At 39.3% G+C, this 22,475-nt stretch carries 22 protein-coding genes; 15 read left to right on the top strand and 7 right to left on the bottom strand.

What is annotated here, in order from left to right; translation table 11 throughout:
- The first annotated feature begins 191 nt into the window (after nucleotides 1-191).
- Nucleotides 192-1,715 carry a 2,3-bisphosphoglycerate-independent phosphoglycerate mutase gene (gene gpmI, locus CHB66_RS10870; RefSeq protein ID WP_089240796.1) on the top strand — a complete coding sequence of 508 codons (1,524 nt, stop codon included), beginning with the start codon at nucleotides 192-194 and terminating at the stop codon, nucleotides 1,713-1,715.
- Entirely contained in the window at nucleotides 1,715-2,272 is a 558-nt protein-coding gene (locus CHB66_RS10865; protein WP_212668457.1) for a hypothetical protein, read from the top strand. Before gpmI ends, CHB66_RS10865 begins: the two co-directional genes overlap by 1 nt.
- A gap of 65 nt (nucleotides 2,273-2,337) precedes the next feature.
- On the opposite strand, the gene tpiA is transcribed toward CHB66_RS10865, so the two are convergent.
- A complete protein-coding gene (tpiA, locus tag CHB66_RS10860) occupies nucleotides 2,338-3,099 on the bottom strand; it encodes a triose-phosphate isomerase (protein ID WP_089240792.1) in 762 nt (253 codons plus the stop codon).
- A gap of 73 nt (nucleotides 3,100-3,172) precedes the next feature.
- Here tpiA and CHB66_RS10855 point away from each other — a divergent pair, with 73 nt between their 5' ends.
- A complete protein-coding gene (locus tag CHB66_RS10855) occupies nucleotides 3,173-3,676 on the top strand; it encodes a regulatory protein RecX (RefSeq protein ID WP_089240790.1) in 504 nt (167 codons plus the stop codon).
- A gap of 14 nt (nucleotides 3,677-3,690) precedes the next feature.
- Here the strand turns inward: CHB66_RS10855 and uxuA are convergent, their stop codons facing one another.
- Nucleotides 3,691-4,869, bottom strand: a complete 1,179-nt coding sequence (gene uxuA, locus CHB66_RS10850) for a mannonate dehydratase (RefSeq protein WP_245812708.1) — start codon at nucleotides 4,867-4,869, stop codon at nucleotides 3,691-3,693.
- 139 nt (nucleotides 4,870-5,008) lie between these two features.
- Here uxuA and CHB66_RS10845 point away from each other — a divergent pair, with 139 nt between their 5' ends.
- The 6 genes from CHB66_RS10845 (at nucleotide 5,009) to CHB66_RS10820 (ending at nucleotide 11,790) form a co-directional block, all read left to right on the top strand.
- Entirely contained in the window at nucleotides 5,009-6,022 is a 1,014-nt protein-coding gene (locus CHB66_RS10845) for a LacI family DNA-binding transcriptional regulator (RefSeq protein ID WP_170932475.1), read from the top strand.
- Between the two features lie 88 nt (nucleotides 6,023-6,110).
- Nucleotides 6,111-6,944, top strand: a complete 834-nt coding sequence (locus tag CHB66_RS10840) for an SDR family oxidoreductase (protein ID WP_089240786.1) — start codon at nucleotides 6,111-6,113, stop codon at nucleotides 6,942-6,944.
- 120 nt (nucleotides 6,945-7,064) lie between these two features.
- Nucleotides 7,065-8,453 (top strand): 3-keto-disaccharide hydrolase, encoded by a 1,389-nt coding sequence (locus CHB66_RS10835; RefSeq protein WP_089240784.1) that lies wholly within the window; start codon nucleotides 7,065-7,067, stop codon nucleotides 8,451-8,453.
- Between the two features lie 12 nt (nucleotides 8,454-8,465).
- Nucleotides 8,466-9,815 (top strand): Gfo/Idh/MocA family protein, encoded by a 1,350-nt coding sequence (locus tag CHB66_RS10830; RefSeq protein WP_089240782.1) that lies wholly within the window; start codon nucleotides 8,466-8,468, stop codon nucleotides 9,813-9,815.
- A 157-nt stretch (nucleotides 9,816-9,972) separates the two neighbouring features.
- Nucleotides 9,973-11,121, top strand: coding sequence for a Gfo/Idh/MocA family protein (locus CHB66_RS10825; RefSeq protein ID WP_245812707.1), 1,149 nt, complete (start codon nucleotides 9,973-9,975; stop codon nucleotides 11,119-11,121).
- A 165-nt stretch (nucleotides 11,122-11,286) separates the two neighbouring features.
- On the top strand, nucleotides 11,287-11,790 hold the full coding sequence (locus tag CHB66_RS10820) for a hypothetical protein (protein WP_089240778.1): 504 nt from the start codon (nucleotides 11,287-11,289) through the stop codon (nucleotides 11,788-11,790).
- A 45-nt stretch (nucleotides 11,791-11,835) separates the two neighbouring features.
- Here the strand turns inward: CHB66_RS10820 and glmS are convergent, their stop codons facing one another.
- The 3 genes from glmS to CHB66_RS10805 all read right to left on the bottom strand — a co-directional run bounded on the left by glmS (nucleotide 11,836) and on the right by CHB66_RS10805 (nucleotide 15,956).
- Nucleotides 11,836-13,677, bottom strand: coding sequence for a glutamine--fructose-6-phosphate transaminase (isomerizing) (glmS, locus tag CHB66_RS10815; RefSeq protein WP_089240775.1), 1,842 nt, complete (start codon nucleotides 13,675-13,677; stop codon nucleotides 11,836-11,838).
- Between the two features lie 142 nt (nucleotides 13,678-13,819).
- On the bottom strand, nucleotides 13,820-15,184 hold the full coding sequence (locus tag CHB66_RS10810) for a DUF4270 family protein (RefSeq protein ID WP_245812706.1): 1,365 nt from the start codon (nucleotides 15,182-15,184) through the stop codon (nucleotides 13,820-13,822).
- Complete coding sequence (locus CHB66_RS10805) at nucleotides 15,144-15,956, bottom strand: glycogen/starch synthase (protein ID WP_076498425.1); 813 nt, start codon at nucleotides 15,954-15,956, stop codon at nucleotides 15,144-15,146. Before CHB66_RS10805 ends, CHB66_RS10810 begins: the two co-directional genes overlap by 41 nt.
- 129 nt (nucleotides 15,957-16,085) lie before the next feature.
- On the opposite strand from CHB66_RS10805, the gene panC reads away from it, so the two are divergent.
- The 6 genes from panC (at nucleotide 16,086) to CHB66_RS10775 (ending at nucleotide 21,361) form a co-directional block, all read left to right on the top strand.
- Entirely contained in the window at nucleotides 16,086-16,931 is an 846-nt protein-coding gene (gene panC, locus CHB66_RS10800) for a pantoate--beta-alanine ligase (RefSeq protein ID WP_089240773.1), read from the top strand.
- Nucleotides 16,932-16,955: 24 nt separating this feature from the next.
- Entirely contained in the window at nucleotides 16,956-17,303 is a 348-nt protein-coding gene (panD, locus tag CHB66_RS10795) for an aspartate 1-decarboxylase (RefSeq protein ID WP_076498422.1), read from the top strand.
- 3 nt (nucleotides 17,304-17,306) lie between these two features.
- Entirely contained in the window at nucleotides 17,307-18,308 is a 1,002-nt protein-coding gene (locus CHB66_RS10790; protein ID WP_089240771.1) for a lysylphosphatidylglycerol synthase transmembrane domain-containing protein, read from the top strand.
- A gap of 38 nt (nucleotides 18,309-18,346) precedes the next feature.
- Nucleotides 18,347-19,033, top strand: coding sequence for a zinc metallopeptidase (locus tag CHB66_RS10785; protein ID WP_089240769.1), 687 nt, complete (start codon nucleotides 18,347-18,349; stop codon nucleotides 19,031-19,033).
- Nucleotides 19,034-19,147: 114 nt separating this feature from the next.
- Nucleotides 19,148-20,287, top strand: a complete 1,140-nt coding sequence (locus CHB66_RS10780; protein WP_089240767.1) for an acyl-CoA dehydrogenase — start codon at nucleotides 19,148-19,150, stop codon at nucleotides 20,285-20,287.
- A 141-nt stretch (nucleotides 20,288-20,428) separates the two neighbouring features.
- A complete protein-coding gene (locus CHB66_RS10775) occupies nucleotides 20,429-21,361 on the top strand; it encodes a helix-turn-helix domain-containing protein (RefSeq protein ID WP_089240765.1) in 933 nt (310 codons plus the stop codon).
- Here CHB66_RS10775 and CHB66_RS10770 read toward each other — a convergent pair.
- Both CHB66_RS10770 and CHB66_RS10765 read right to left on the bottom strand, forming a co-directional pair.
- On the bottom strand, nucleotides 21,341-22,120 hold the full coding sequence (locus CHB66_RS10770; protein WP_245812705.1) for a geranylgeranylglyceryl/heptaprenylglyceryl phosphate synthase: 780 nt from the start codon (nucleotides 22,118-22,120) through the stop codon (nucleotides 21,341-21,343). The two genes, CHB66_RS10775 and CHB66_RS10770, sit on opposite strands and share 21 nt — an antisense overlap.
- Nucleotides 22,104-22,472, bottom strand: coding sequence for a hypothetical protein (locus tag CHB66_RS10765; protein WP_089240763.1), 369 nt, complete (start codon nucleotides 22,470-22,472; stop codon nucleotides 22,104-22,106). The genes CHB66_RS10770 and CHB66_RS10765 overlap by 17 nt, the downstream gene beginning before the upstream one ends.
- Nucleotides 22,473-22,475 lie beyond the last annotated feature (3 nt).

Below are 22,475 nucleotides of genomic sequence, written 5' to 3'. Positions count from 1 at the left end.
CCCTTGTGCAATAAATACCAGCCTTTAGGCGCAATCTCTTTAAATCTGTTAAATCAATCTTGTAATAATTATGAAATTAAAATGAAGAAATAAAAATAAGCTGTTACTCCTTTGGCTTGCCGAACAAGAATCCTCATTTTTACACTTTGGAATTGAAAAAGAAACCTATTAGAAAAACCTATATTTGCGACATGAACAAGAAAGTACTATTGATGATTTTGGATGGTTGGGGCATTGCAACCAACCCCAATGTATCTGCGATTGATAAGGCAAACACACCATTTATAGATGGGCTTTTTGAAAATTATCCACACTCCAAACTTGAGGCCTCTGGCTTAGCAGTGGGTCTACCAGAAGGTCAGATGGGGAATTCTGAAGTGGGACATATGAATATAGGTGCTGGAAGAGTGGTCTATCAAGATTTAGTTAAAATCAACAAAGCCGTTGCTGAGGGGGATTTAAAAACGAACCCAATCTTGAGTGAAGCATTTGACTATGCCAGAAATGAGGGAAAAAAAGTTCACTTCATTGGTTTGGTTTCTGATGGTGGAGTTCATGCACATATCGACCACCTCAAGGGGCTTTGTGATGCTGCAAAAGCCAACGGTTTAGATAAAGCCTACATCCATGCTTTTACAGATGGAAGAGATACTGACCCCAAAGGTGGATATCAATACTTGCAAGACTTGCAGGAGCACTTGAAAAACTCAACAGGCGAGATTGCCTCTGTAGTCGGAAGGTATTACGCCATGGACAGAGACAACCGCTGGGAACGTGTGAAACTAGCTTATGATGCCATGGTCTTGGGTGAGGGCGAAAAATCCAAAGATATCTTAGCAACTATCAAAAAATCCTATGAAAACGGTGTAACTGATGAGTTCATCAGGCCGATAATAAAAGCAAATGATAAAGGACAAGCTGTTGCCCTCATTGAAGAAGAAGATGTGGTGATTTGCTTCAATTTCAGAACAGATAGAGGCAGAGAAATCACGCAAGTGCTTACGCAACGAGATTTTGAAGAATATAAAATGAAAGCCCTCAAGCTGAACTATATTACCTTCACCAACTATGACGAGACTTTCAAAGGAGTAAAGGTGCTCTTTGAAAAAGATAACCTACAAAACACCTTGGGCGAGGTATTAGCAGCCGCTGGTAAAAAGCAAATCAGAATTGCAGAAACTGAAAAATATCCCCACGTAACTTTCTTTTTCTCTGGAGGAAGAGAAAAGGTTTTTGAGGGCGAAAGTAGGATTCTTTGTCCTTCTCCAAAAGTAGCCACTTATGACCTCAAACCTGAAATGAGCGCTTTTGAAATAGCCAACAAGATCAAGCCTGAGCTTAAGAAGAAGGAAGTCGACTTCATTTGTCTAAACTTTGCTAATCCAGATATGGTTGGGCATACTGGAGTATTTGAAGCAGCTGTCAAAGCTTGTGAGGCAGTAGATAAATGTGCCGAGGATGTAATCAAACAAGCTTTAGATAGCGGATATACCACTATCGTTATTGCTGATCATGGCAATTCTGACATGATGATCAATGAAGATGGTACTCCTAACACAGCACATACAACTAACCTAGTCCCATGCATTATGGTAGATGGTAAAGATAAGTTAGAAGTTAATGATGGAAAACTTGGAGACCTCGCACCAACAATACTTAAACTGATAGGAGTGGGTATTCCTTCAGAAATGACAGGAGATGTCCTTTTAAAATGATGATAAATAAACACTTGGTATGGACACTTGCTGTACTGACATTACTATCCTGTCAGTCAGAAATATCAGATAGGGGGGATTTCGTTCCTCCCTATTTTCTATTGGAAGAATTTGTGCAAAAACAAGCTTCCGAGCTTGAAGGAAAAACACTTCACAAAGAAATTCAAATTGATGAAACCAAAGAAACTGTAAACCTAAGTCCTGACAAAGATAATTGGCTGCAAGAACTAGATTTCTTTATTCAGGCTGACATCAACCGCCCTTCCTTAGCCTCTGCTTTTGACGTTTTTGAAGATGCTAATACTTTGAGCTATACCTTAAAAAAAGGAGAAAAAAGTAAGCTCAAGTTTTTGAAAATAGAATTGAATCAAAACGGTGATCCTTATCGGATCAGCTTCAAGATGTCAGGATCAAACACCTTTTATGAATCCAATACAAACGGTTGGCTCACTGTAGATGTCAACACGGGATTAATTAGTAGGTTTGAAATTACTGGGAAGCAAAAAGTATCGTTTTTATCACCCATCGAAATGCAAGTAAGAGCAAGCATCGAATAACTCTTCAAGAAAATAAGTAAAGCCCTTTGGTATTTGATTTTTGAATACCAAAGGGCTTTACTTATTTAAAATGACTTGATGATATCCATAAAGTCTCTGGACTTCAGCGATGCTCCTCCAATCAGCCCTCCATCCACATCAACTTTAGAAAAGATCTCCTTAGCATTGCCTGGGTTACAGCTGCCTCCATATAAGATCGAAGTATTGTTTGCTGCTTCCTGACCAAATTTACTAGCCAAATGCTCTCTTAGCGCCTTGTGCATTTCCTGTGCTTGATCAGAAGAAGCTGTCTTTCCAGTTCCAATCGCCCATATCGGCTCGTAGGCAATTACTATTTTTGCAAAATCCTCTGCGCTTAGCCCGAATAAGCTTTCTGTCAATTGATTTTTAACATAAGCTTCATGGGTACCAGCCTCACGGATCTCCAAAGGCTCTCCGCAACAAAATATTGGTGTCAAACCATTATCCAAAGCTTGTCTTACTTTGGCTGTTAATAATTCATTACTTTCTTTGAAATATTCTCTTCTTTCGCTGTGGCCTAGAATCACATATTCCGCTCCAAATGATTTCAGCATAGAGGCAGAAGTCTCTCCAGTATACGCTCCGGCAGCTTTGTCAGAGCAGTTTTGACTTCCCAAAAATAAATTTGGAGTATTTCCAATCAATTTCTTTACAGGGAAGAGGTGCACAAAAGGAGGGTTGAGCACCACTGTTACATCTTTGATGTTTTCATCCTTATACATATTGACGATCTCGGAGGTGAGCTTTTGCCCTTCCTCATAATTGAGATTCATCTTCCAGTTTCCTGCTACGATTTTCTTACGCATGGTATTCAATGGTTAGGTTTATAGATTTGAAAAAAATAACGAATGCCGTTACTTTGCCCTAAAATTACACAAAATGTCCTACCCTAGAAAAGAATATGGTCACGATCAGCCCAAAAAGTACTGGAGCCTCCACGAGGCAAAAGTAAAAATAGCGGCCTATTGTGCCTATCAAGATCGCTGTCAAAAAGAGGTCAGGACCAAACTCTACGAGAAGGGAATCTATGGCGAGGAGGCAGAAGCCTTGATATCAGAGATGATAAGTGAGAATTTTTTGAATGAGGAACGCTTTGCACAATCTTTTGTAAGAGGACGATTTGGACTCAAAAAATGGGGTAGAAATAAAATCCTACAAGAGCTAAAACTCCGAAATATCAGCCCCAACTGTATCAAGTCTGGCATGAAAGAAATAGATGAAGAGGAATACTTCAAAACACTCCTCTATATCGCCGAAAAAAAATGGCTTCAATCCAAAGAAAAAGACACGTTCAAAAGGCGATATAAAGTACAACAATACTTGATATCTAGAGGATACGAGATGGATTTGATAGGAGAAGTGATGAGGGAAATCTCACAATAACTCCTCAAAATTTGTCAAATACCTTTCCAAATAAGACCTAATTCTAGCCCTCTCAATTCTGCAAGTCCCTTCAATCTACCAATACCAGAATAACCTGGGTTCGTCAGCTTCTTTAGATCATCTAACATTTGATGTCCATGATCAGGTCGCATTGGAATGGATTTTTGTCGCTTTTTTTGCCACTTCAAAATTTCTTCGATAACTGCTGGCATTGGAACATCTCCATCCAAGTGGTCTGCTTCATAGAAATCCCCCTTTTCATTCCGCCTTGTACTTCTCAGGTGAATGAAGTGGATTCGTCCGCCAAACTCTCTAACCATAGCAGGTAAATCATTGCTTTCGATGACACCAAAGGAACCTGTACAAAAAGTCAAACCATTGTTATTGCTGGGGTTATTTGTAAAAATTCTCCTAACATCGCTGGCATTGCTCACGACTCTGGGCAATCCAAATATATCAAAAGGTGGGTCATCTGGATGAATTGCCAATGAAATGCCATTTGCTTCAGCCACTGGCGTGATTTCACTTAAAAAGTAGTCTAAATTACTCGCTAATCTTGTATGGTCAATTCCTTGATAGGTATCCAAAGCCTGCTGAAATTGAGTCAAGCTGTAGCCTTCTTCTGAGCCTGGAAGACCTTTGATGACATTGCTAACCAACTGCTCAACTTGATCAGACCTGAGTTGATCAAAATATGCTTTGGCACGAGTAATCCTTTCTGTTGAATAAGAATCCTCTGCTCCAGGCCTCTTCAGGATGAACAAGTCAAAAGCAATCACTGCATCCATTTCAAACCGTAAAGCCTTCGACCCATTTGGTAATTCATAGGCCAAATCAGTCCTAGTCCAGTCTAGAATGGGCATAAAATTATAGCAAACTGTCTTTATACCTGATTTGGCAATATTGATTAAAGACAGCTTGTAGTTTTCAATATGCTGCTGATATCTTCCAGATCTGGTTTTGATCTCTTCATGTACAGGTACTGATTCTACTACTTCCCAAACCAAATTTGCATCTTTGATTTTTTTTTTTCGTGATTCGATTTCTTCAGATGTCCATATATGGCCATTAGGAATGTGATGCAGTGCTGTCACTATTCCACTTGCACCAGCTTGCCTTATGTCTTGTAGACTCACAGGATCATTGGGACCATACCAGCGCATGGTTTGTTTCATAGAGTAGGTTTGACTCATTTCGGTTGCTAATAAATTTTGAACTAAAGTAGATAATGAAATGGTCATTGTAACCCTTTTGAACGCATTAATGTGCAATCGTTTCCGATTTTTTATGCATATTTATAATCTTACTTACCTATATGATACACGCTCAATTATGTCCGAAATCACGATCAAACACTTGGCAAAACAGCTAAACCTTGCCACGTCTACTGTCTCACGAGCACTCAATGATAGCCATGAAATCAGCGACAAGACAAAGAAAAGAGTCGTTGAGTTAGCTAAAGCTTTAAACTTTCAACCCAATGCCTATGCAAGAGGATTGAGAGAACAAAAAAGCAAGACCATAGGGATCATCGTTCCGGACAGGGTCAATCATTTTTTCAATCTTGTCATAGAAGGTATGGAGACAGTCTGCAGAGCCAATGGTTACAGTCTCATTGTGTATAATTCTTATGAAGATGTAGCCCAAGAGAAAAAGATTGTCTATGGGCTTTTGGGAGGAAAAGTAGATGCAGTAGTCATGTCACTTGCAGACGAGGAAAAAGAAGTCGAACACTTGAAATGGTTACAAGAGAGAAATATCCCTATCATTTTTTTTGATCGAATTGCTCAAAATGTAATGGGTAGCAAATACGTCACCAATGACCAAGAAGCGGCTTACATTGGTACCAAACATTTACTTGAGAAAGGCTGCAAAAAGACTGTTTTCTTAGGACTATCTAATACAAGTAGTGTGGGAATGGCGAGAAAAAAAGGATTTATTCAGGCACATGAAGAGCTAGAAATTCCACTTAGCAGCTCCTCTTTTTTAGAGTTTGGGCATGACGATGTACAGAACCAAGCCATCCTAGAAAAACTCTTTTATAAACTAGATAGACCAGACGGTGTATTAGCAGCTGCAGAAAAACTCGGACTTTCAGCTTACAGGGCTTTGGCCAAAACCAAAATTAAAGTTCCAAATCAAGTGAAAATCGTCAGCTTTACTAATATGCAAGTAGCTGACCTTTTGAATCCTCCTTTGAGCACCATTGCACAACCCGCCTTTGACCTTGGTAGTGCTTGTGCCACAGAATTGATAAAAGGGCTCAAAGACAAGAAAACCGATTTTTCCTTAGACAAAAAAATAATCATCCCATCTGTCTTTACTGCGAGAGAAAGTTCTCAATAACTGGAAACGATTGCGAAGATAACCTGCTAATTGCTGCCAAAGGATATTTTTATTGAAGAGATTTGATCAATAAAAAATCCAAAATGATATGCAGCAAATATCAGGAAAAGTAGTTGTAATCACGGGTGGCTATGGTGTATTATGTGGTGCAATGGCAAAAACCATGGTGCAAAATGGTGCAAAAGTAGCCATACTAGGGCTAATTAAAGAAGAAGCAGATGCCTTTATCAGCACAATAGAAGCGCCTAATGGAGAAATGCTAGGCTTTGGTGCAAATGTATTAGATAAGAAATCCATAGAAACGGTTCATCAGCAAATTTTAGCGAATTGGGGCCCTTGTGATATTTTGATAAATGGCGCTGGTGGTAATCACCCAAATGGAACTACAGACAGGCCTTTTATGAAAGAAAAGGACATCAACAACGATGCTATCAAATCATTTTTTGATCTAGATCCCGCAGGTTTTCAATTTGTCTTTGAACTGAATCTCTTGGGTACTTTGATCCCTTCTCAAGTATTTGCTCAGGATATGGTAGGGAGAAAGGGCTGCTCTATCATCAACATCTCTTCACTTTCTGCCTTCAAGCCATTGACAAAGGTGCCTGCCTACAGTGGAGCCAAAGCTGCGGTTTCCAACTTCACACTTTGGCTTGCAGTACATTTTGCTAAAATGGGAATTAGAGTAAATGCCATTGCTCCTGGCTTCTTTTTAGCCGATCAAAATAGGGCCCTACTGACAAATACAGACGGAACTTTGACGCCACGTGGACAACAAATCATCGATCAAACACCAATGGGAAGATTTGGCGAACCAGAGGATTTGTTATCCACTTTGGCTTGGTTGCTGGATGATGAATCCTCCTTCGTCACAGGAGTAATCGTGCCAGTAGATGGGGGGTTTACTGCCTATGCTGGAGTCTAGTCCTGATGATATTATTCAAGAATAAAATTAACGGAATCGATTTCGTTAATTGCAGTGCATTTGTTCCGTTTTATAAAATAGTATTACAATATTGTATTGTTAACAATTAATCTAAACACCATGAATTCTATTAACCTATACCTATGCTATCTATGTTTAGGGCTATCTGTTTCAATGATATCATGCCATTCCAGTGATAAGATCGAAGAAAAGTGGATAAATCTCTTCGATGGAGAGTCACTGAATGGCTGGAAAGCAGTGATGGGAGCAGCAGATTTTGAAATTGAAAATGGCGAAATTATAGGCATAGCTAAATTTGGCACACCAAACACTTTTTTGATCACGGAAGAGCTCTATGATGATTTTATTTTAGAGTTTGATTTGAAGATCAATCATATTTCATCCAACTCAGGAGCTATGGTGAGGGGACAATTTGATCCAGCAGCTCGCAATGGAAACGGATTAGTCTATGGCTACCAAATCGAAGCTGATCCTACGGATAGGGCTTGGTCGGGGGGACTTTATGACGAAGCAAGAAGGGGCTGGATCTATCCTATGGATTTAAATCCTCCTGCAAAATCAGCCTTCAAAATGGGTGAATGGAATACTTATCGAATTGAAGCTATTGGCAATGAAATCAAATCATGGATCAATGGGCAGGAAGTGGCCTATGTTGTTGATGATATGGACAGCAAAGGCTTCATTGGCTTGCAAGTACACTCAATCAATGACCCAAATTTTGAAGGGGAAAAAACCCATTTCAGAAATATCCGCATTCAAACTGAAGATTTGACGTCTACTCCTTTTAATGGTGACGTGTTCGTGGTTAATACTGGATTGAATCAATTGACTGATCTTGAACAACAAAATGGTTGGAAACTTCTATTCGACGGCAAAAGCTCGGCTGGGTGGGTTGGTGCTTACAAAGAAACATTTCCAGAAAAAGGATGGCATATTAAGGACGGCATATTGATGGTGGAGGCTTCTGATGGTTCGGAATCTATGAGTTTTGGGGATATTGTCACCGTAGACAAGTACCGTTCCTTTGACTTATCATTTGATTTCAATATATCAGAAGGTGCCAATAGTGGAGTTAAGTATTTTGTCACCTTATCAGAAGGAAACACAGGATCAGCTATTGGACTAGAATACCAAATTTTAGATGATGAAAGACATCCTGATGCCAAAATGGGACGAGATGGTAATCGGACTTTGGCTTCACTCTACGATCTTAAAACTGCCGACAAACAGCCTCGATTTGTAAGAAAGCCAGGAGAGTGGAATCAAGGCAGGGTCATCGTTCATCCAGACAATAAAGTAGAACATTTTATTAATGGCGTCAAAGTCTTGGAGTATGTGCGAGGTTCTGAAGATTTCAGAAAATTGGTAAGTGAAAGTAAATACAAGGTCTGGGAAAATTTCGGAGAAGCCCCAGAAGGGCATATTTTGTTGCAAGACCATGGAGATGAAGTTAAATTCAAAAACATCAAAATCAAAGAATTAAACTAACCCAAAATAAGTATGGATAAGCAAAACCAATCCAGAAGGGATTTTATCAAAAAAGGAACTTTACTAAGTGCTGGAATCAGTTCATTAGGAGCACTAGGCTTTTCTGCCAAAAGTTATGGCAAAATTCTAGGAGCAAATGATAGAATCAACATTGGTGTCATTGGTCTTGGGAGAAGGCTCGGAGCATTTATCCCAGCACTGACCAATACTGGTACAAATGTGCAGGTATCATACCTCTGTGATGTCATGAAATCTCAGAGAGAGAATGCTGGCAAAAAATTTAATGAGTTTTTATCATATACTCCCAAGCTAGAAAATTCTATTTTTAAAGTAATTGAGGATGAATCCGTGGATGCGGTCATCAATGCTACACCTGATCATTGGCATGCACCAGGTACTTGGATGGCCTTGGAAGCAGGCAAGCACGTCTATGTAGAAAAACCATGTAGCCACAATGCCAAGGAGGGTGAGTTACTCGTAGCTTATCAAGAAAAATATGGTAAAATAGTCCAAATGGGCAATCAGCAACGCTCATCAGACCACACAATAGAAATTATACAAGAAATCCACAATGGAGCTATTGGTAAGCCATATATGGCAAAAGCATTTTATAATATGGCAAGGGGTAGGGTTCCTAATCCAAGTGCAGCAGCTGTGCCAGAGGGACTTGACTGGGATTTGTTTCAAGGCCCTTCTCCGAGGAAAGCCTACATGCACAATACATGGGATTACAACTGGCATTGGTATGGATGGGATTTTGGAACAGCAGAAACAGGCAACAATGCCACCCATGAATTGGATGTTGCTAGGTGGGCATTGCAAGTAGAATTTCCAAATCATGTGGCCGTAGATGCAGGAAAATATCATTTTAAAGATGATGGTTGGGAGATGTACGACACGATGCTAGCTACCTTCAAATTTGATAGGGACAAGACAATCATTTGGGATGGGAAAAGTAGGAACAACTATGACATGTACGGTGGGGGAAGAGGCACAGTCATCTATGGTACTGAAGGAGCTGTATTTGTAGATAGAGAACTGTATAGATTATTTGACCGAGATGGGAAACTGATTCGCGAGGTCAAATCAGGTGGTGACGAGGGAGGTACAGGGCTTGGTGGTGGTGGAGATATGAGTACCTCACATGTAGTCAACTTTCTCGAAGCAATCAGAGGAAAAGAAGTTCCTAGATCTCCAATAGGTGAGGGCAGAAAAAGTACACTGCTGTGTCATTTAGCAAATATCTCTTCCAGAATTGGCGAGAACTTCGATTGTAATCCTTTAAATGGACATATTTACAATAGAAAAGGTATGGAACTCTGGTCTAGAAGTTATGAACCGGGTTGGGAACCTAAGTTTTAAATCACCATAAAGCGCTGAACCAACTATCAGCGCTTTTTTTAACAGGTTTAAACCACCACACCATCTATCAAAATTGGATCGGGGATTGAAAATCATTACTTTAGAACGGTTAAAAAATTAAGCTTTGAGAAGAAGAGATTTTATCAAAACAAGCACAATGGTCAGTTTGGCAAGTACAATCCCTTCATTTGCCATTCATCATGCAATTAAAAAAACATATAAAGTAGGGATCTTGGGTTATGGAAGCCGTGGAACAGGGCTGCATGCAGTAATTAACAATCTGCCTGAATACTTTCAAGTAAAAGCGGTCTGCGATACACTTGACTTTCGGATTGCAGCATTAAAAAATTATGGAGATCCTTCCAAAATTAAACAATACAAAGACCATCGGCAGATGGCTGAGGACAAAAATCTAGATATTATTTTTATCTGTACACCTTTGTCCATGCATTTTGAACATGCTAAAACAGCAATAGAAAATGGCAAGCATATCTATCTAGAAAAAGCCATGACTCACACAGCACAAGAGTCCATTGAGCTACAGAAAATTGCCTCAAACTATCCTAAGCAAACCATACAAATAGGTCATCAGTATCGCTATTCCCCTCTATACTTCAAGGTAAAAGACTACATCCAAGCGGGGTATTTAGGGAAAGTCACTCAAGTAGAAGTTCGTTGGGATAGAAACAATAGCTGGAGGAGACATGTACCAAGTCCAGAGCTTGAAAGGATGATAAACTGGAGAATGTATCATGAATACTCCGGTGGCCTAGCAGCAGAATTATTGTCTCATCAGATTGATTTTATCAATTGGGCATTTGAGACACAGCCAGATAGTCTCTTCGCAACAGGAGGGATTGATTATTTCAAAGATGGTAGAGAAACACACGATAATGTGCAAATTCTGGCCAGGTATGAAGATGCAGGTATGATCGGCAACTTTGGTGCTACTTGTAGCAATGCACATGAAGGATATGTCTTTAAAATTAGGGGACATAAAGGCACCATTTCTCTTTTCTTTAATGATGGCTACTTCTATCCAGAAGAAAACCACATAGAAGAATTGCTACAGGTAGATGGAGTCTCTGGAGCAACCAAACTCAATTGGATCGAAGACAAAAAGGCAATTAGGCTAATCGACGAACCCCTAAAAGATGGTAGCTATTATGCACTGACTGATTTCTATCGATGCATAGAGGAGCAAGTTATTCCCTACTCAAATATCATTAATGGTGGACAAACCGCAATCGCAATCGCAATGGCCAATGAATCTCTTCGAGATGGACAATTGAAGCAATGGGGGTAATCAATACAAAAACCCAAATAGCCATTGAGGTATCTTGTTTCCAATTCCTTGTTGATTGATTTGTCTATAAATTAAAGTTAGCTTAATTTCTAGTTCCTAACAATTCAAGCCTTTTGTTTTAATTATCTCTTTAAATGACGTATTTTGCAAAATATTTAATTGACAATGATTCAGAAACTCTTTCCTTTAGACAAAAATTATATCCTGCGGCAAGCTCAAACTGCCATGGAAGAAAAGTCTTTGGAGCTGATGGTATACGAGTTAAAAAAATCCTACACAGCACTTTACAATCCATTGATGCTGATGGACAATACTTTTAATCAGATCATTGATGCATATGAATATCCTACAGACCGTCTGAAAATCATCTATCACCAACTCTGTGGTGTGTATAGATTTAAGTATGGAGATAATCAACTTGAATTACTTTTTGATGGACGAAGCCATTTTGATAAATTCCAAGAAGACTGGTATAAACAGTTGACTCATTGGTTAAGAGAGTTGGGGCAACACGAGCAATTTGTAAAGACCATGTTGAGAATGACCATCCTTTTCGACACAGACTCTCGAGCAGAGTGGTCTGAAAATCAATGCAAAGCTTTTATCAATCAGTATTTTGCCCTAAAAATTATCAAGAGAAACGGTGAATTGAAATTAAAGATTGCTTAATAATAAAACAAGAAACCCAGCTTAAAAGCTGGGTTTCTTGTTTTATTACTCCACCGTAACCGACTTAGCCAAATTCCTTGGCTGATCCACATTACACCCTCTCATGACTGCGATGTGATAAGATAGAATTTGTAAAGGTATTACTGAAAGTAAAGGCACGAATGCCTCAGCTGTATCTGGTACTTCTAAGACATGGTCTGCCATACCTCTTACGACCGTATCTCCTTCTGTGACTACAGCAATGATTTTTCCTTTTCTAGCCTTTACCTCTTGAATATTTGAAACTACCTTTTCGTAAGAGTTATCCTTTGTAGCTATGAAAACTACTGGCATCTCCTCATCAATCAAGGCAATAGGACCATGCTTCATCTCAGCTGCCGGATATCCCTCTGCATGGATATATGAAATTTCCTTCAACTTCAATGCTCCCTCTAGCGCGACTGGGAAATTATAACCTCTACCTAAATAGAGGAAGTTTCTAGCGTTTTTATACTCAGCAGAGATGGCCTCAATATTTGGGTTCATCTTAAGCGTACGCTCTACTTTACCTGGGATGGTTTCTAGTTCATTGAGCAATTGCACGTATTTGCTTTCAGTCAATGTCCCTCTTTGGTAACCCAACATCAAAGCCATCATAGTCAACACAGAAATCTGAGCTGTAAATGCTTTGGTAGAAGCTACTCCAATCTCTGGTCCTGCATGGGTATAGCTTCCCGCATGAGTGGCTCTAGCAATAGATGAACCTACTACATTACACACACCAAAAATAGTCGCTCCTTTGGATTTGGCCAACTCAATCGCTGCAAGCGTATCAGCAGTCTCACCAGACTGAGAAATAGCAATAACAAAGTCTTTTTCGCTGATGACTGGATTTCTATACCTGAACTCAGAAGCATATTCTACTTCTACAGGAATACGAGCAAATTCTTCAAATAAATATTCTGCAACCAAGCCCGCATGCCAAGAAGTACCACAAGCTGTGATGATAATCCTGTCCGCATTTTGAAACTTGTTCATATAATCCCTGAGACCACCCAAGACTAAGCGACCATTTTTGGCATCTAGTCTTCCTCGCATACAATCTGCAATAGACCTCGGTTGCTCAAAAATTTCCTTGAGCATAAAATGCTCGTAACCACCTTTTTCTATTGCTTCAAGCTCCATTTCGAGCTGATTGATGTAGGGGTTGGTCTCTACATTTTCGATGGTTTTGATCTGAAGAGAGCCATCTCGGATGACTGCAATTTCATAATCATCCAAATAAATTACTTGATTGGTATATTCTATAATTGGGGTTGCATCAGATGCAAGGAAATATTCATTTTTACCAACACCTATTACCAAAGGAGAGCCTTTTCTAGCCGCTATCAAGGTATCAGGTTCTTCGATATTCATGATGACAATCGCATATGCACCTACTACTTTATGCAGAGCTAGCCTTACTGCTTCTTCAAGGCTACAATTGTTGTTTTTGTGAATATCCTCGATAAACTTCATGAAAACTTCAGAGTCGGTTTCACTCTGAAAGGTATAGCCACGGTTTTTCAAGTCTGTCTTTAAAACATCATAATTCTCAATGATTCCGTTGTGAATCATCGCAAATTTTTCGCTTGAAGAGTAGTGGGGGTGTGCATTGACATCGTTAGGTTCACCATGGGTTGCCCAACGAGTATGCCCAATTCCTATCGTCGAATGAAGGTCTCCTTGACCAAGAAGGTGATTTTCTAATTCAGATACTTTCCCTTTTTTCTTGTAGACATTAAGACCTCTCTTATCGATAAGTGCTACACCTGCACTGTCATAACCTCGATATTCAAGTCTCTTGAGTCCTTTGATGATAATTGGCAACGCTTCCTGCTGCCCAACATAAGCTACGATTCCACACATATGCAAAAATAATTAAAGAATAAAGTTAAACTTTTTAGAAATACGAAAGCAAAAACCCAACCTAAAATCTCAATTTGATAAAACTATTTCAACGAAATCATAGCATGGGTTTTTTAGATTTATTCTAACTCAAATCAGTCGACTAAAATGCCCTAATTTTAGAATAATAAATTTTAAGTTTGATATCATTTTGATCTACTACAAACTCTCTAAAGGATCTTTTGAAAATATCTCCTGAGCCTGGTTGTGGAGTAGCTGGATAAAGCAATAAATCATTACGTTGTAAACCTAATCTGTAAACAGCGTTCATATAAGATGTCATCTTTTGTCTATAAAGATTAGAATTGCTACTGTAAGCAAGATAAGTAGGTGCCGAAGTTGCTGGTCTAGCCACGCCATTCTCAGTAATCAACTGAGGCCTGCCTTCTTGTTGCACAGAAAACTCTTGTCCTTCTGAACCAGTCAAAATGGTATTGTCCTCGCTAGCAAAAAACATAATCATGGAAGTAGGAGGCCTGTTGGTTGCAATATTACTTTTCAAGGGGCCTATTGCCAATTCTATATCATTGAATGTGACATTCTGTAAAGTATCTAGAAATGCATCTATTGGACTAGTATCCAATCTTAATAACAAGCCAACGTTAGATTTGATACCCACCCTAGCTCCTACATCATAGGATTGTCCCGGTTGCGTTATGATGGCTGTTGGAGTGCCTGTTCTGTCACTATTCACATAATTGAAATGACGAGATTGAGCGGTTGAAATAGAATAACCTCTAGAAACAGTATCTCCTTCATTTTTGTAATACACTATGATGCCTGTGGAATTGCCTACTCTTATTGCTGTAGATGCCTCTTCATCTGTATTACCCTGAAAGGCAATCCCTGGAATCAAATTCCTGAAAGCAAAAATATCCCTGAATGCATCTCCTTTTTTCAATTCATCGAAAATAAATTGAGAAAAATCACTTTCCATTTGGACAGAGACCAATGTATCTTGTCTATTAGCAAAATTGAAGCTCCCCTGCGCTACTGGTTGAGGATCAAATTCCAGACGATCAAAATTGTAATAGGTCGTATCTAGTATCCGCTCGTTGAGCAAGTGTACAGAAATACTTTTAGGTGTACTTAAATTATCACCAATCACTGATTCAATTTGAAAATTGAATTTCACAGAATCCAAAACTGCATTTTGCTCAGGTCTTGATCCTGCTGGATTGATGGCTAGTCTTGAAAAACCTATCCCTTCAGTAAACCCAAAGAATTCACTTGTGCCTCCTCCGATCACCATAGCACCCGCATTGGTGGTATTGAAAGAATCAAGCAAAACCATAGAAGCAGAAAGGGGTATTTCTGCATAGAAAACCCCTATCTGATTATTGTTGGGATCCAAGTCCAATCCGATACTGGAGGGATCACTGCAAGAACTCGCGATGGATAATGTGACAAATAGTCCTGCAACCGCTTTAGCCGGCCAGGTCAGTATAGATGTTGTAGTAACTTTCAAAAAGTTGTTCGTCTTCTTCGCTGTTAATCTCACACTTCTTGTCTTTAGAGCAATCTTCAATTAATTGTGTCAACTTATCTGAGATATCCTCGCTTTTGATGACCATGTCGGCATATTCCATACCAATTTTTAGGAAACCTTCATAGTCTTTGGATTTCAAAGGAGCCAAAATGTTATCGTCGATATCGACCATCTTAACTTTCTCAAACAAATCATCGCCAAATTTATGGCTAAATCCGGTATTATAAATAGCAAATACCGATTTTGTATCTTTGAACAAAGGTTCATTTTTGTAGGTGGTCTTCAAATACATTGGAATCAAGCTGGTCATCCAGTCGTTACAATGCACTACATCAGGAGCCCATCCTAATTTTTTCACAGTTTCAATTACACCTTTGCAGAAGAAAATGGCTCTTTCGTCATTGTCTTCGTAGAACTTTTCCTGCTTGTCGTGGAAAACGCTCTTCCTTTGGAAATAGTCTTCATTGTCTATAAAATAAACTTGAAGCTTTGCATTGGGTATAGAAGCCACTTTGATGATCAATGGTTTTTCTTCCTCACCAACTGCAATGTTGATTCCAGAAAGTCTCACTACCTCGTGCAACCTGTTCTTTCTTTCATTGATCAAGCCAAATCTAGGAACAAGAATGCGAATTTCCATACCTTTTTCTTGCATCGCCTGAGGCAAAGCTCTTACGAAATTGGCAACTTCAGAAGTTTGGAGGAATGGATTGATTTCACTTGCAACGTAGAGGATACGAAGTTTGGACATGTCTTGTTATTTTTTGTTGAGGGATAATACGGGACTACAAAGTTACAAAAAAAATCCCGCAAATCCATTGTTTTTCTGAGGAATGACATAGCTTTGCGGCTATTTTATATTTGACAACTCAGGCAAATCGTGGATATTCTCAGGACCAAAAACGAAGTAAAATCAGCTCTAGACATTCTTAGAAAAAGCCAAAAAACCATAGGTTTTGTTCCCACTATGGGTGCCCTCCATCAAGGTCATTTGTCATTAGTGAAAAATGCAAAATTATCTTCTGAAGTAGTAATTGTCTCTATTTTTGTCAATCCTACCCAGTTCAATAACAAAGAGGACTTCGAAAAGTATCCAATTACTTTAGAAGAAGACCTTAAACTTTTGGAAGAAAATGGAGTAGATTTTGTCTTTTTACCAAGTGTTTCTGAAATGTACCCTGCCGAAACTCTCCTAAAAATGGACTTCGGAGACCTTGATAAAACCCTAGAAGGAGCCTTTAGACCGGGTCATTTTAATGGTGTTGGAGTGGTGGTTTCCAAACTGTTAAATATTGTTAAACCTTCCAAAGCCTACTTCGGTCAGAAGGATTTGCAGCAAGTTGCCATCATCAAAAGGCTTGTTTCCGATCTTTCATTTGATGTAGAAATCATCACAGTGCCCACCGTCAGGGAAAATGATGGGCTTGCCATGTCATCAAGAAATATCCGACTTAGCAAAGAAGATCGGCTTACGGCAACGATCCTCTACAAGTGTATGCTTTTTGCAAAAGATGAACTATTAGCTGGAGAAGATTGGTTTGAGATCAGAGAAAAAATCACAAAAAGATTCCACGACGAGCCCCAAGCCAGGTTGGAATATTTTGAATTAGTCCATACCGATACTTTGATCAAACTCAAAGGGATCAAAAACCAAAAGAAAGTATCGATCTGTACCGCAGCATATATCGGTGAAGTGAGGCTGATAGACAATCTCGAAATAATTTGATTAGTTTTGCGCAAAATTTGAGTCATGCATATCCAAATATTAAAATCTAAAATCCATAGGGTAAAAATCACACAGGCCGAGCTTCACTATGTAGGAAGCATTACAGTCGATGAAGACCTGATGGATGCTGCCAATATCATTGAAAACGAAAAAGTCCAGATCGTCAACATCAACAATGGTGAAAGACTGGAAACATACGTGATCAAAGGTGAAAGAGGAAGTGGAATGATCTGTCTCAATGGTCCAGCCGCGAGAAAAGCACAAGTGGGAGATGTAGTTATCATCATTTCTTATGCTTCCATGGATTTCGAGGCAGCCAAAAAATACAAACCTGTAGTCATCTTTCCAGACGATCACAATAAAGTCATCTAAATTTTGAAACTCAGCATCAAACAATGGATCCAGATTTTGCTATCTCTAGGAGTAGCGATCTGGATTTTTTGGTTTTTATACAAGGATATCAGCATTCAGGAACTCGCTCAAGTAATTTCAGAAGTTTCATGGACTTGGATGGGCGCTTCAATTTTAATTGCTCTTTGGGGTTTTTGGCTCCGTGCTTGGAGATGGAAGCTGATGATTGACGCAAATGAGCAGAGTAAAGTCAAAACCGTTCGTGCTTTTTGGGCTTTGATGATCGGTTATTTAGCTAACTTAATTATTCCTAGAGCTGGAGAAATAGCACGCTGTGGCGTGCTACAGAAAACTGAAGGGTCAGAATTGGGCAAACTATTAGGTACAGTCATATTAGAGCGCACCATCGACTTGCTCTTTATGGCCTCTACAATATTTTTGGCCTTCTTTCTAGAACGGTCACTTTTTTTAAGCTTGATTGCTGACTTGGTTTCTTTAGAAGACTCATTAATTAAAATAAGCAACACCTTACCACTATTTATCGGAGGGTTAATTATTGCGTTTTTATTTTTTTATTTTTTATTCAAAAGATACAGGGACAATAGTTTGATCAAAAAGCTTAGGCACTTCATCAGAGATTTGATCAAAGGAGTCAGCTCTGTAAGCAAAGTGAAAAATCAAGTGGGATTTTGGGCATCTTCTATCACGATTTGGTTTACCTACTATTTTACCATGTATACAGTAGCACTGGCTATTCCTTCTACTGCCAGTCTGTCACCTAGCTCAGTATTGATGGTCATGGTAATGGGTAGTATTGGCATGATAGCGCCGGTACAGGGAGGTATTGGAACCTTTCACGCACTTGTGGCCTTTATTTTGATCAGGTATGGTTTATCAGAAGAACAAGGGAAAATCTTTGCAGCCATCATTCATGGCTCTCAAGTTTTGACGATTATTGCCATTGGCCTGTTGGCTCTCGGTATTTTCTTCAAAATCACTGCAAACAAAGAACCCAAAACTTCTTAAATTCGTATTGACAAGCAGTTTAAAATAAAACAAAAGCTATGATTATTCTTATCGTCGTTGTATTCGGAGTCTTAGGATTCGTGGTGAGCAACAGGCTGAAAAGCAAATTCAAAAAGTATTCTCAAACTCCGCTTCAAGCAAACCTTTCAGGAAAAGAGATCGCAGAATTGATGCTTGCGGATAACAATATCCGTGATGTCGCTGTACACTGTGTAGAAGGTCAGCTATCTGACCACTACAACCCTGCCAATAGAACGGTCAACTTAAGCCCAGATGTATATTATGGCAGAAATGCTGCCGCTACAGCAGTTGCCGCGCACGAGTGTGGTCACGCTATTCAGCACGCTACTGCCTACACCTGGTTAGAAATGCGCTCTGCTATGGTACCAATCCAAAATGCAAGTGGTAAAATTCTAAATATCGTATTGATAGCTTCATTGTTAGGTGGTTTCTTTATCGGGCTTCCTTATGAAATCGTCGGCTTTATTGTTGTCGGTGCGTATGGTATCATGACGCTATTTACATTAGTGACATTGCCAGTCGAATTTGATGCGAGTAGAAGAGCCTTGGCTTGGGTCGACCAGAGAAACATCGTCACACGCTCAGAATATGCAATATCCAAAGACGCATTGAAATGGGCAGCAATGACTTATGTAGTTGCAGCCTTAGCATCCTTGGCTACATTGGCTTATTACATCTTTATTTTCTTCGGAAATAGAGACTAAAAAAACGGAAACCAAAATCTTACAAATCAGTTTACATAAGAGGTGCAAGTAATTGTGCCTCTTATTTTTTTGAATTATCTTTCAAGCGGAAAATTACTTAACCCAAATATATATATGAATTTCGACTATACAGAGGAGCACTTAGCAGTGCGGGACGCAGCGAGGGAATTTGCACAGACTGAATTATTGCCTGGTGTCATTGATAGAGATACTGAGGCTAAGTTTCCCCACGAACAAATCAAAAAAATGGGAGAATTAGGCTTCATGGGCATGATGGTCGATCCAAAATACAATGGTGGTGGTATGGATACAGTCTCCTATGTATTGGCAATGGAAGAAATCTCCAAGATCGATGCTTCAGCATCTGTATCTATGTCTGTGAATAATTCTTTGGTCTGCTGGGGCTTGGAAAAATATGGTACAGAAGCTCAAAAAGAAAAATACCTGAAACCATTGGCAACAGGAGAAATCATCGGTGCATTTTGTCTATCTGAGCCAGAAGCAGGCTCTGATGCTACTTCTCAAAAAACAGAAGCTGTCAAGGATGGAGATCATTATATTCTCAATGGTACCAAAAATTGGATTACTAATGGCAGCACCGCTAGCGTATATCTAGTCATCGCTCAAACCGACCCAGCCAAAGGTCATAAAGGCATCTCTGCCTTTATTGTCGAAAAAGGTTGGGATGGATTTGTCATTGGAAAAAAAGAAGACAAACTCGGTATAAGAGGTTCTGATACACACTCTTTGATGTTTACAGATGTGAAAGTTCCTGTGGAAAACCGTATAGGTGAAGAGGGGTTTGGGTTTAATTTCGCCATGGAAACACTCAATGGAGGAAGAATTGGTATAGCTGCTCAAGCACTGGGTATAGCGTCCGGCGCTTATGAGTTAGCCTTGGCTTACTCCAAAGAAAGAAAAGCATTTGGAAAACCAATCAGTCAGCACCAGGCGATCCAGTTTAAGCTAGCTGATATGGCTACAAGTATAGAAGCTGCTCGACTTTTAGTAATCAAATCCGCATGGCTAAAAGATCAGGGTAAAGACTACTCACATGCTTCAGCCATGGCAAAACTTTATGCTTCACAAGTAGCTATGGAAGTGACTGTGGAAGCAGTCCAAGTTCATGGCGGCTATGGGTATGTAAAAGAATATCACGTAGAGCGTCTGATGAGAGATGCCAAAATCACACAGATTTATGAAGGCACAAGCGAGATTCAAAAAATAGTTATATCCCGTGGTATTTTAAGATAATCCAATTTTCGAGTCTAAAAAAGGGCAAAAAATCCAATTTTTTTGCCCTTTTTCTTTTTTACATGAAACTTTTATCAAATTATTCCATTGTGAATAAAATTTTTATCCTAGTTTTACAATAAAACCACAAAGCCTTTATTCATGGAATTTTACAATAAAGTCATCGAATCAGTAGGAGTGCGCTTCTTAAAGGGCAATAACTACAAAGTTGAGAAAGCTGTAAGCATTTCAGATTTTAATGATTCAGAAAACACAGCTATCCTATTACACAAAGGATCACTCAAATTCTCCGAGGATGGAGAGGGTGTCAATGAGGGGGAAATCCTCTTTATCCCAGCAGGTAGAAAAACCAATATATCCTTTGGTGCTGTTTCCAAAAAAACAGATTTAACCAATGAAGCATTTTTGGACAACAAAAGAAAATACCTGCAAACGATTAGCTTCAAAGACATCAAAAATGCTGATGAAGACTGTGTCACCATCGTAAATTTTGAGGCGAAAGTCTTTGATGTAGTAAACTTCTTCAATTCTTTAGGCATACCTCCATTTGTAATCCGATTCAATGATCAGATAGCAACTATACTAGAGGATATCGTCAAAGAATCAGAACAACATACTCCAGGTAAAGAGCGTGTTTTGAAGTTATTCACAGAATTACTCGTAATAGAAATCGTCCGTCACATTCTCAAAAACAGACTATTCGTTGAGGAGCTTTCTACCAATAGTACTTATTTCAAAGATCCAAGACTAATAGAGATGTTCAATTACATCAAAAAGAACATCGGTGGTGATCTTTCTAATAAAGTATTGGCAAAGGTGGCCAATGTATCAGAGGACTATGTAGGCCAATACTTCAAAATGCTAACAGGAATCAATCCACAGGACTATATCGAATATCAGCGAATGGAAGCTGCTGTTGAGTTACTTAGAACTTCTAAAAAGAGCATCAGAGATATCGGTAAGGAAGTGGGCTACAAAGACACTGCCTATTTCTGTCGCAGATTCAAAATGATGTATGGCTTGCCAGCAGGAAAAATGCGGAGAAGAGAATCTTTAATTAATGTTCAAGGATAAATTCAGAACATGTACATATTCCAAAACCTCAGTCAGCAGGCTGAGGTTTTTTTCTGCGCCATTACCAATTACTATAATGTCAGCCCCAGCTTTGAAGGAAGACTTTACTTTGTCAAGGGTATTGAGCCCTCCACCTACTATCAATGGAGCATCAATTTGACCTTTGATCGCTTGAATGATGGAACTAGAAACAGGTATTTGAGCACCACTACCCGCATCCAAATAAAAATACTTCAAACCCAAAAATGAACCCGCCAAAGCAGTTGCAAGCGCAAGCTCTGGCTTATCGTTGGGTAAAGGAATAGTCTGAGAAATATAGTTCACACTGGTGGTGATTCCGCCATCTACTAGCATATAGCCTGTAGGTAATACTTCCATCTTGCTCTTAGCCAATAAAGGTGCCACTGTCACATGCTGCCCAATCAGAAATTCCGGATTACGGCCTGAAATCAATGAAAGAAACAAAATAGCATCTGCTTCTGGGGTAAACTGATTTGCATTACCTGGAAACAAGATAACAGGGATAGAAGCATCTATTTCTTTGATCATGGAGATGATCTCTTTGCTGAAATTATTTTCAACTAAACTTCCACCAATAAAAATAAAATCAAGATTGGTTCTTTTTGCTTTCTCAAGCTGAGCATGAAAATCAACTTTATTCGCAACCTTATCAGGGTCAATTAGCCAAGCCACAGCCTTTCTTCCTTCTTGATAATTAGACAAAATCTTGTCTGTGACCGGACTATGCTTCATCTTCATCTTCCTGAGATTGAAGGTAATTATTTAAGAAACGATCTTTGCCATAAGCAATCGCCATCGGAATCAGCACCGCTGCTAACCTGCCCATAAAACCAGATTGCTTTTTTGCTGTGAGTTTTTCAGCGATTTCCTCATCCAACAATCCTTCCCTTTCGAGCACAGCCATGACTTTCTTAGTTTTCTTATTTTTCTTTCCCTTAAAAGCACTGACAAGACCAAATGCAACCAAGCCACCCACAAAGACTCCTGCACCAACCTTTACCCAATCTTGAGAATCAGATTTAAGCAAGTTCATCTGTGCTTGTAAAGTTTGCTCAAGCTCTTCAGCTTTTTTTTTCAAATCATCCTGCATGAC

This window comes from Belliella buryatensis (genome assembly GCF_900188245.1).
GTDB classification, from domain to species: domain Bacteria; phylum Bacteroidota; class Bacteroidia; order Cytophagales; family Cyclobacteriaceae; genus Belliella; species Belliella buryatensis.
This window is presented reverse-complemented; position numbering and strand designations above follow the sequence as displayed.

What these genes read in the sequence shown, in the direction of transcription:
- gpmI (WP_089240796.1), top strand. Translation starts at nt 192, where the DNA reads ATGAACAAGAAAGTACTATTGATGATTTTGGATGGTTGGGGCATTGCA.
- CHB66_RS10865 (WP_212668457.1), top strand. Translation starts at nt 1,715, where the DNA reads ATGATAAATAAACACTTGGTATGGACACTTGCTGTACTGACATTACTA.
- tpiA (WP_089240792.1), bottom strand. Translation starts at nt 3,099, where the DNA reads ATGCGTAAGAAAATCGTAGCAGGAAACTGGAAGATGAATCTCAATTAT.
- CHB66_RS10855 (WP_089240790.1), top strand. Translation starts at nt 3,173, where the DNA reads ATGTCCTACCCTAGAAAAGAATATGGTCACGATCAGCCCAAAAAGTAC.
- uxuA (WP_245812708.1), bottom strand. Translation starts at nt 4,869, where the DNA reads ATGAGTCAAACCTACTCTATGAAACAAACCATGCGCTGGTATGGTCCC.
- CHB66_RS10845 (WP_170932475.1), top strand. Translation starts at nt 5,009, where the DNA reads ATGTCCGAAATCACGATCAAACACTTGGCAAAACAGCTAAACCTTGCC.
- CHB66_RS10840 (WP_089240786.1), top strand. Translation starts at nt 6,111, where the DNA reads ATGCAGCAAATATCAGGAAAAGTAGTTGTAATCACGGGTGGCTATGGT.
- CHB66_RS10835 (WP_089240784.1), top strand. Translation starts at nt 7,065, where the DNA reads ATGAATTCTATTAACCTATACCTATGCTATCTATGTTTAGGGCTATCT.
- CHB66_RS10830 (WP_089240782.1), top strand. Translation starts at nt 8,466, where the DNA reads ATGGATAAGCAAAACCAATCCAGAAGGGATTTTATCAAAAAAGGAACT.
- CHB66_RS10825 (WP_245812707.1), top strand. Translation starts at nt 9,973, where the DNA reads ATGGTCAGTTTGGCAAGTACAATCCCTTCATTTGCCATTCATCATGCA.
- CHB66_RS10820 (WP_089240778.1), top strand. Translation starts at nt 11,287, where the DNA reads ATGATTCAGAAACTCTTTCCTTTAGACAAAAATTATATCCTGCGGCAA.
- glmS (WP_089240775.1), bottom strand. Translation starts at nt 13,677, where the DNA reads ATGTGTGGAATCGTAGCTTATGTTGGGCAGCAGGAAGCGTTGCCAATT.
- CHB66_RS10805 (WP_076498425.1), bottom strand. Translation starts at nt 15,956, where the DNA reads ATGTCCAAACTTCGTATCCTCTACGTTGCAAGTGAAATCAATCCATTC.
- panD (WP_076498422.1), top strand. Translation starts at nt 16,956, where the DNA reads ATGCATATCCAAATATTAAAATCTAAAATCCATAGGGTAAAAATCACA.
- CHB66_RS10785 (WP_089240769.1), top strand. Translation starts at nt 18,347, where the DNA reads ATGATTATTCTTATCGTCGTTGTATTCGGAGTCTTAGGATTCGTGGTG.
- CHB66_RS10780 (WP_089240767.1), top strand. Translation starts at nt 19,148, where the DNA reads ATGAATTTCGACTATACAGAGGAGCACTTAGCAGTGCGGGACGCAGCG.
- CHB66_RS10775 (WP_089240765.1), top strand. Translation starts at nt 20,429, where the DNA reads ATGGAATTTTACAATAAAGTCATCGAATCAGTAGGAGTGCGCTTCTTA.
- CHB66_RS10770 (WP_245812705.1), bottom strand. Translation starts at nt 22,120, where the DNA reads ATGAAGATGAAGCATAGTCCGGTCACAGACAAGATTTTGTCTAATTAT.
- CHB66_RS10765 (WP_089240763.1), bottom strand. Translation starts at nt 22,472, where the DNA reads ATGCAGGATGATTTGAAAAAAAAAGCTGAAGAGCTTGAGCAAACTTTA.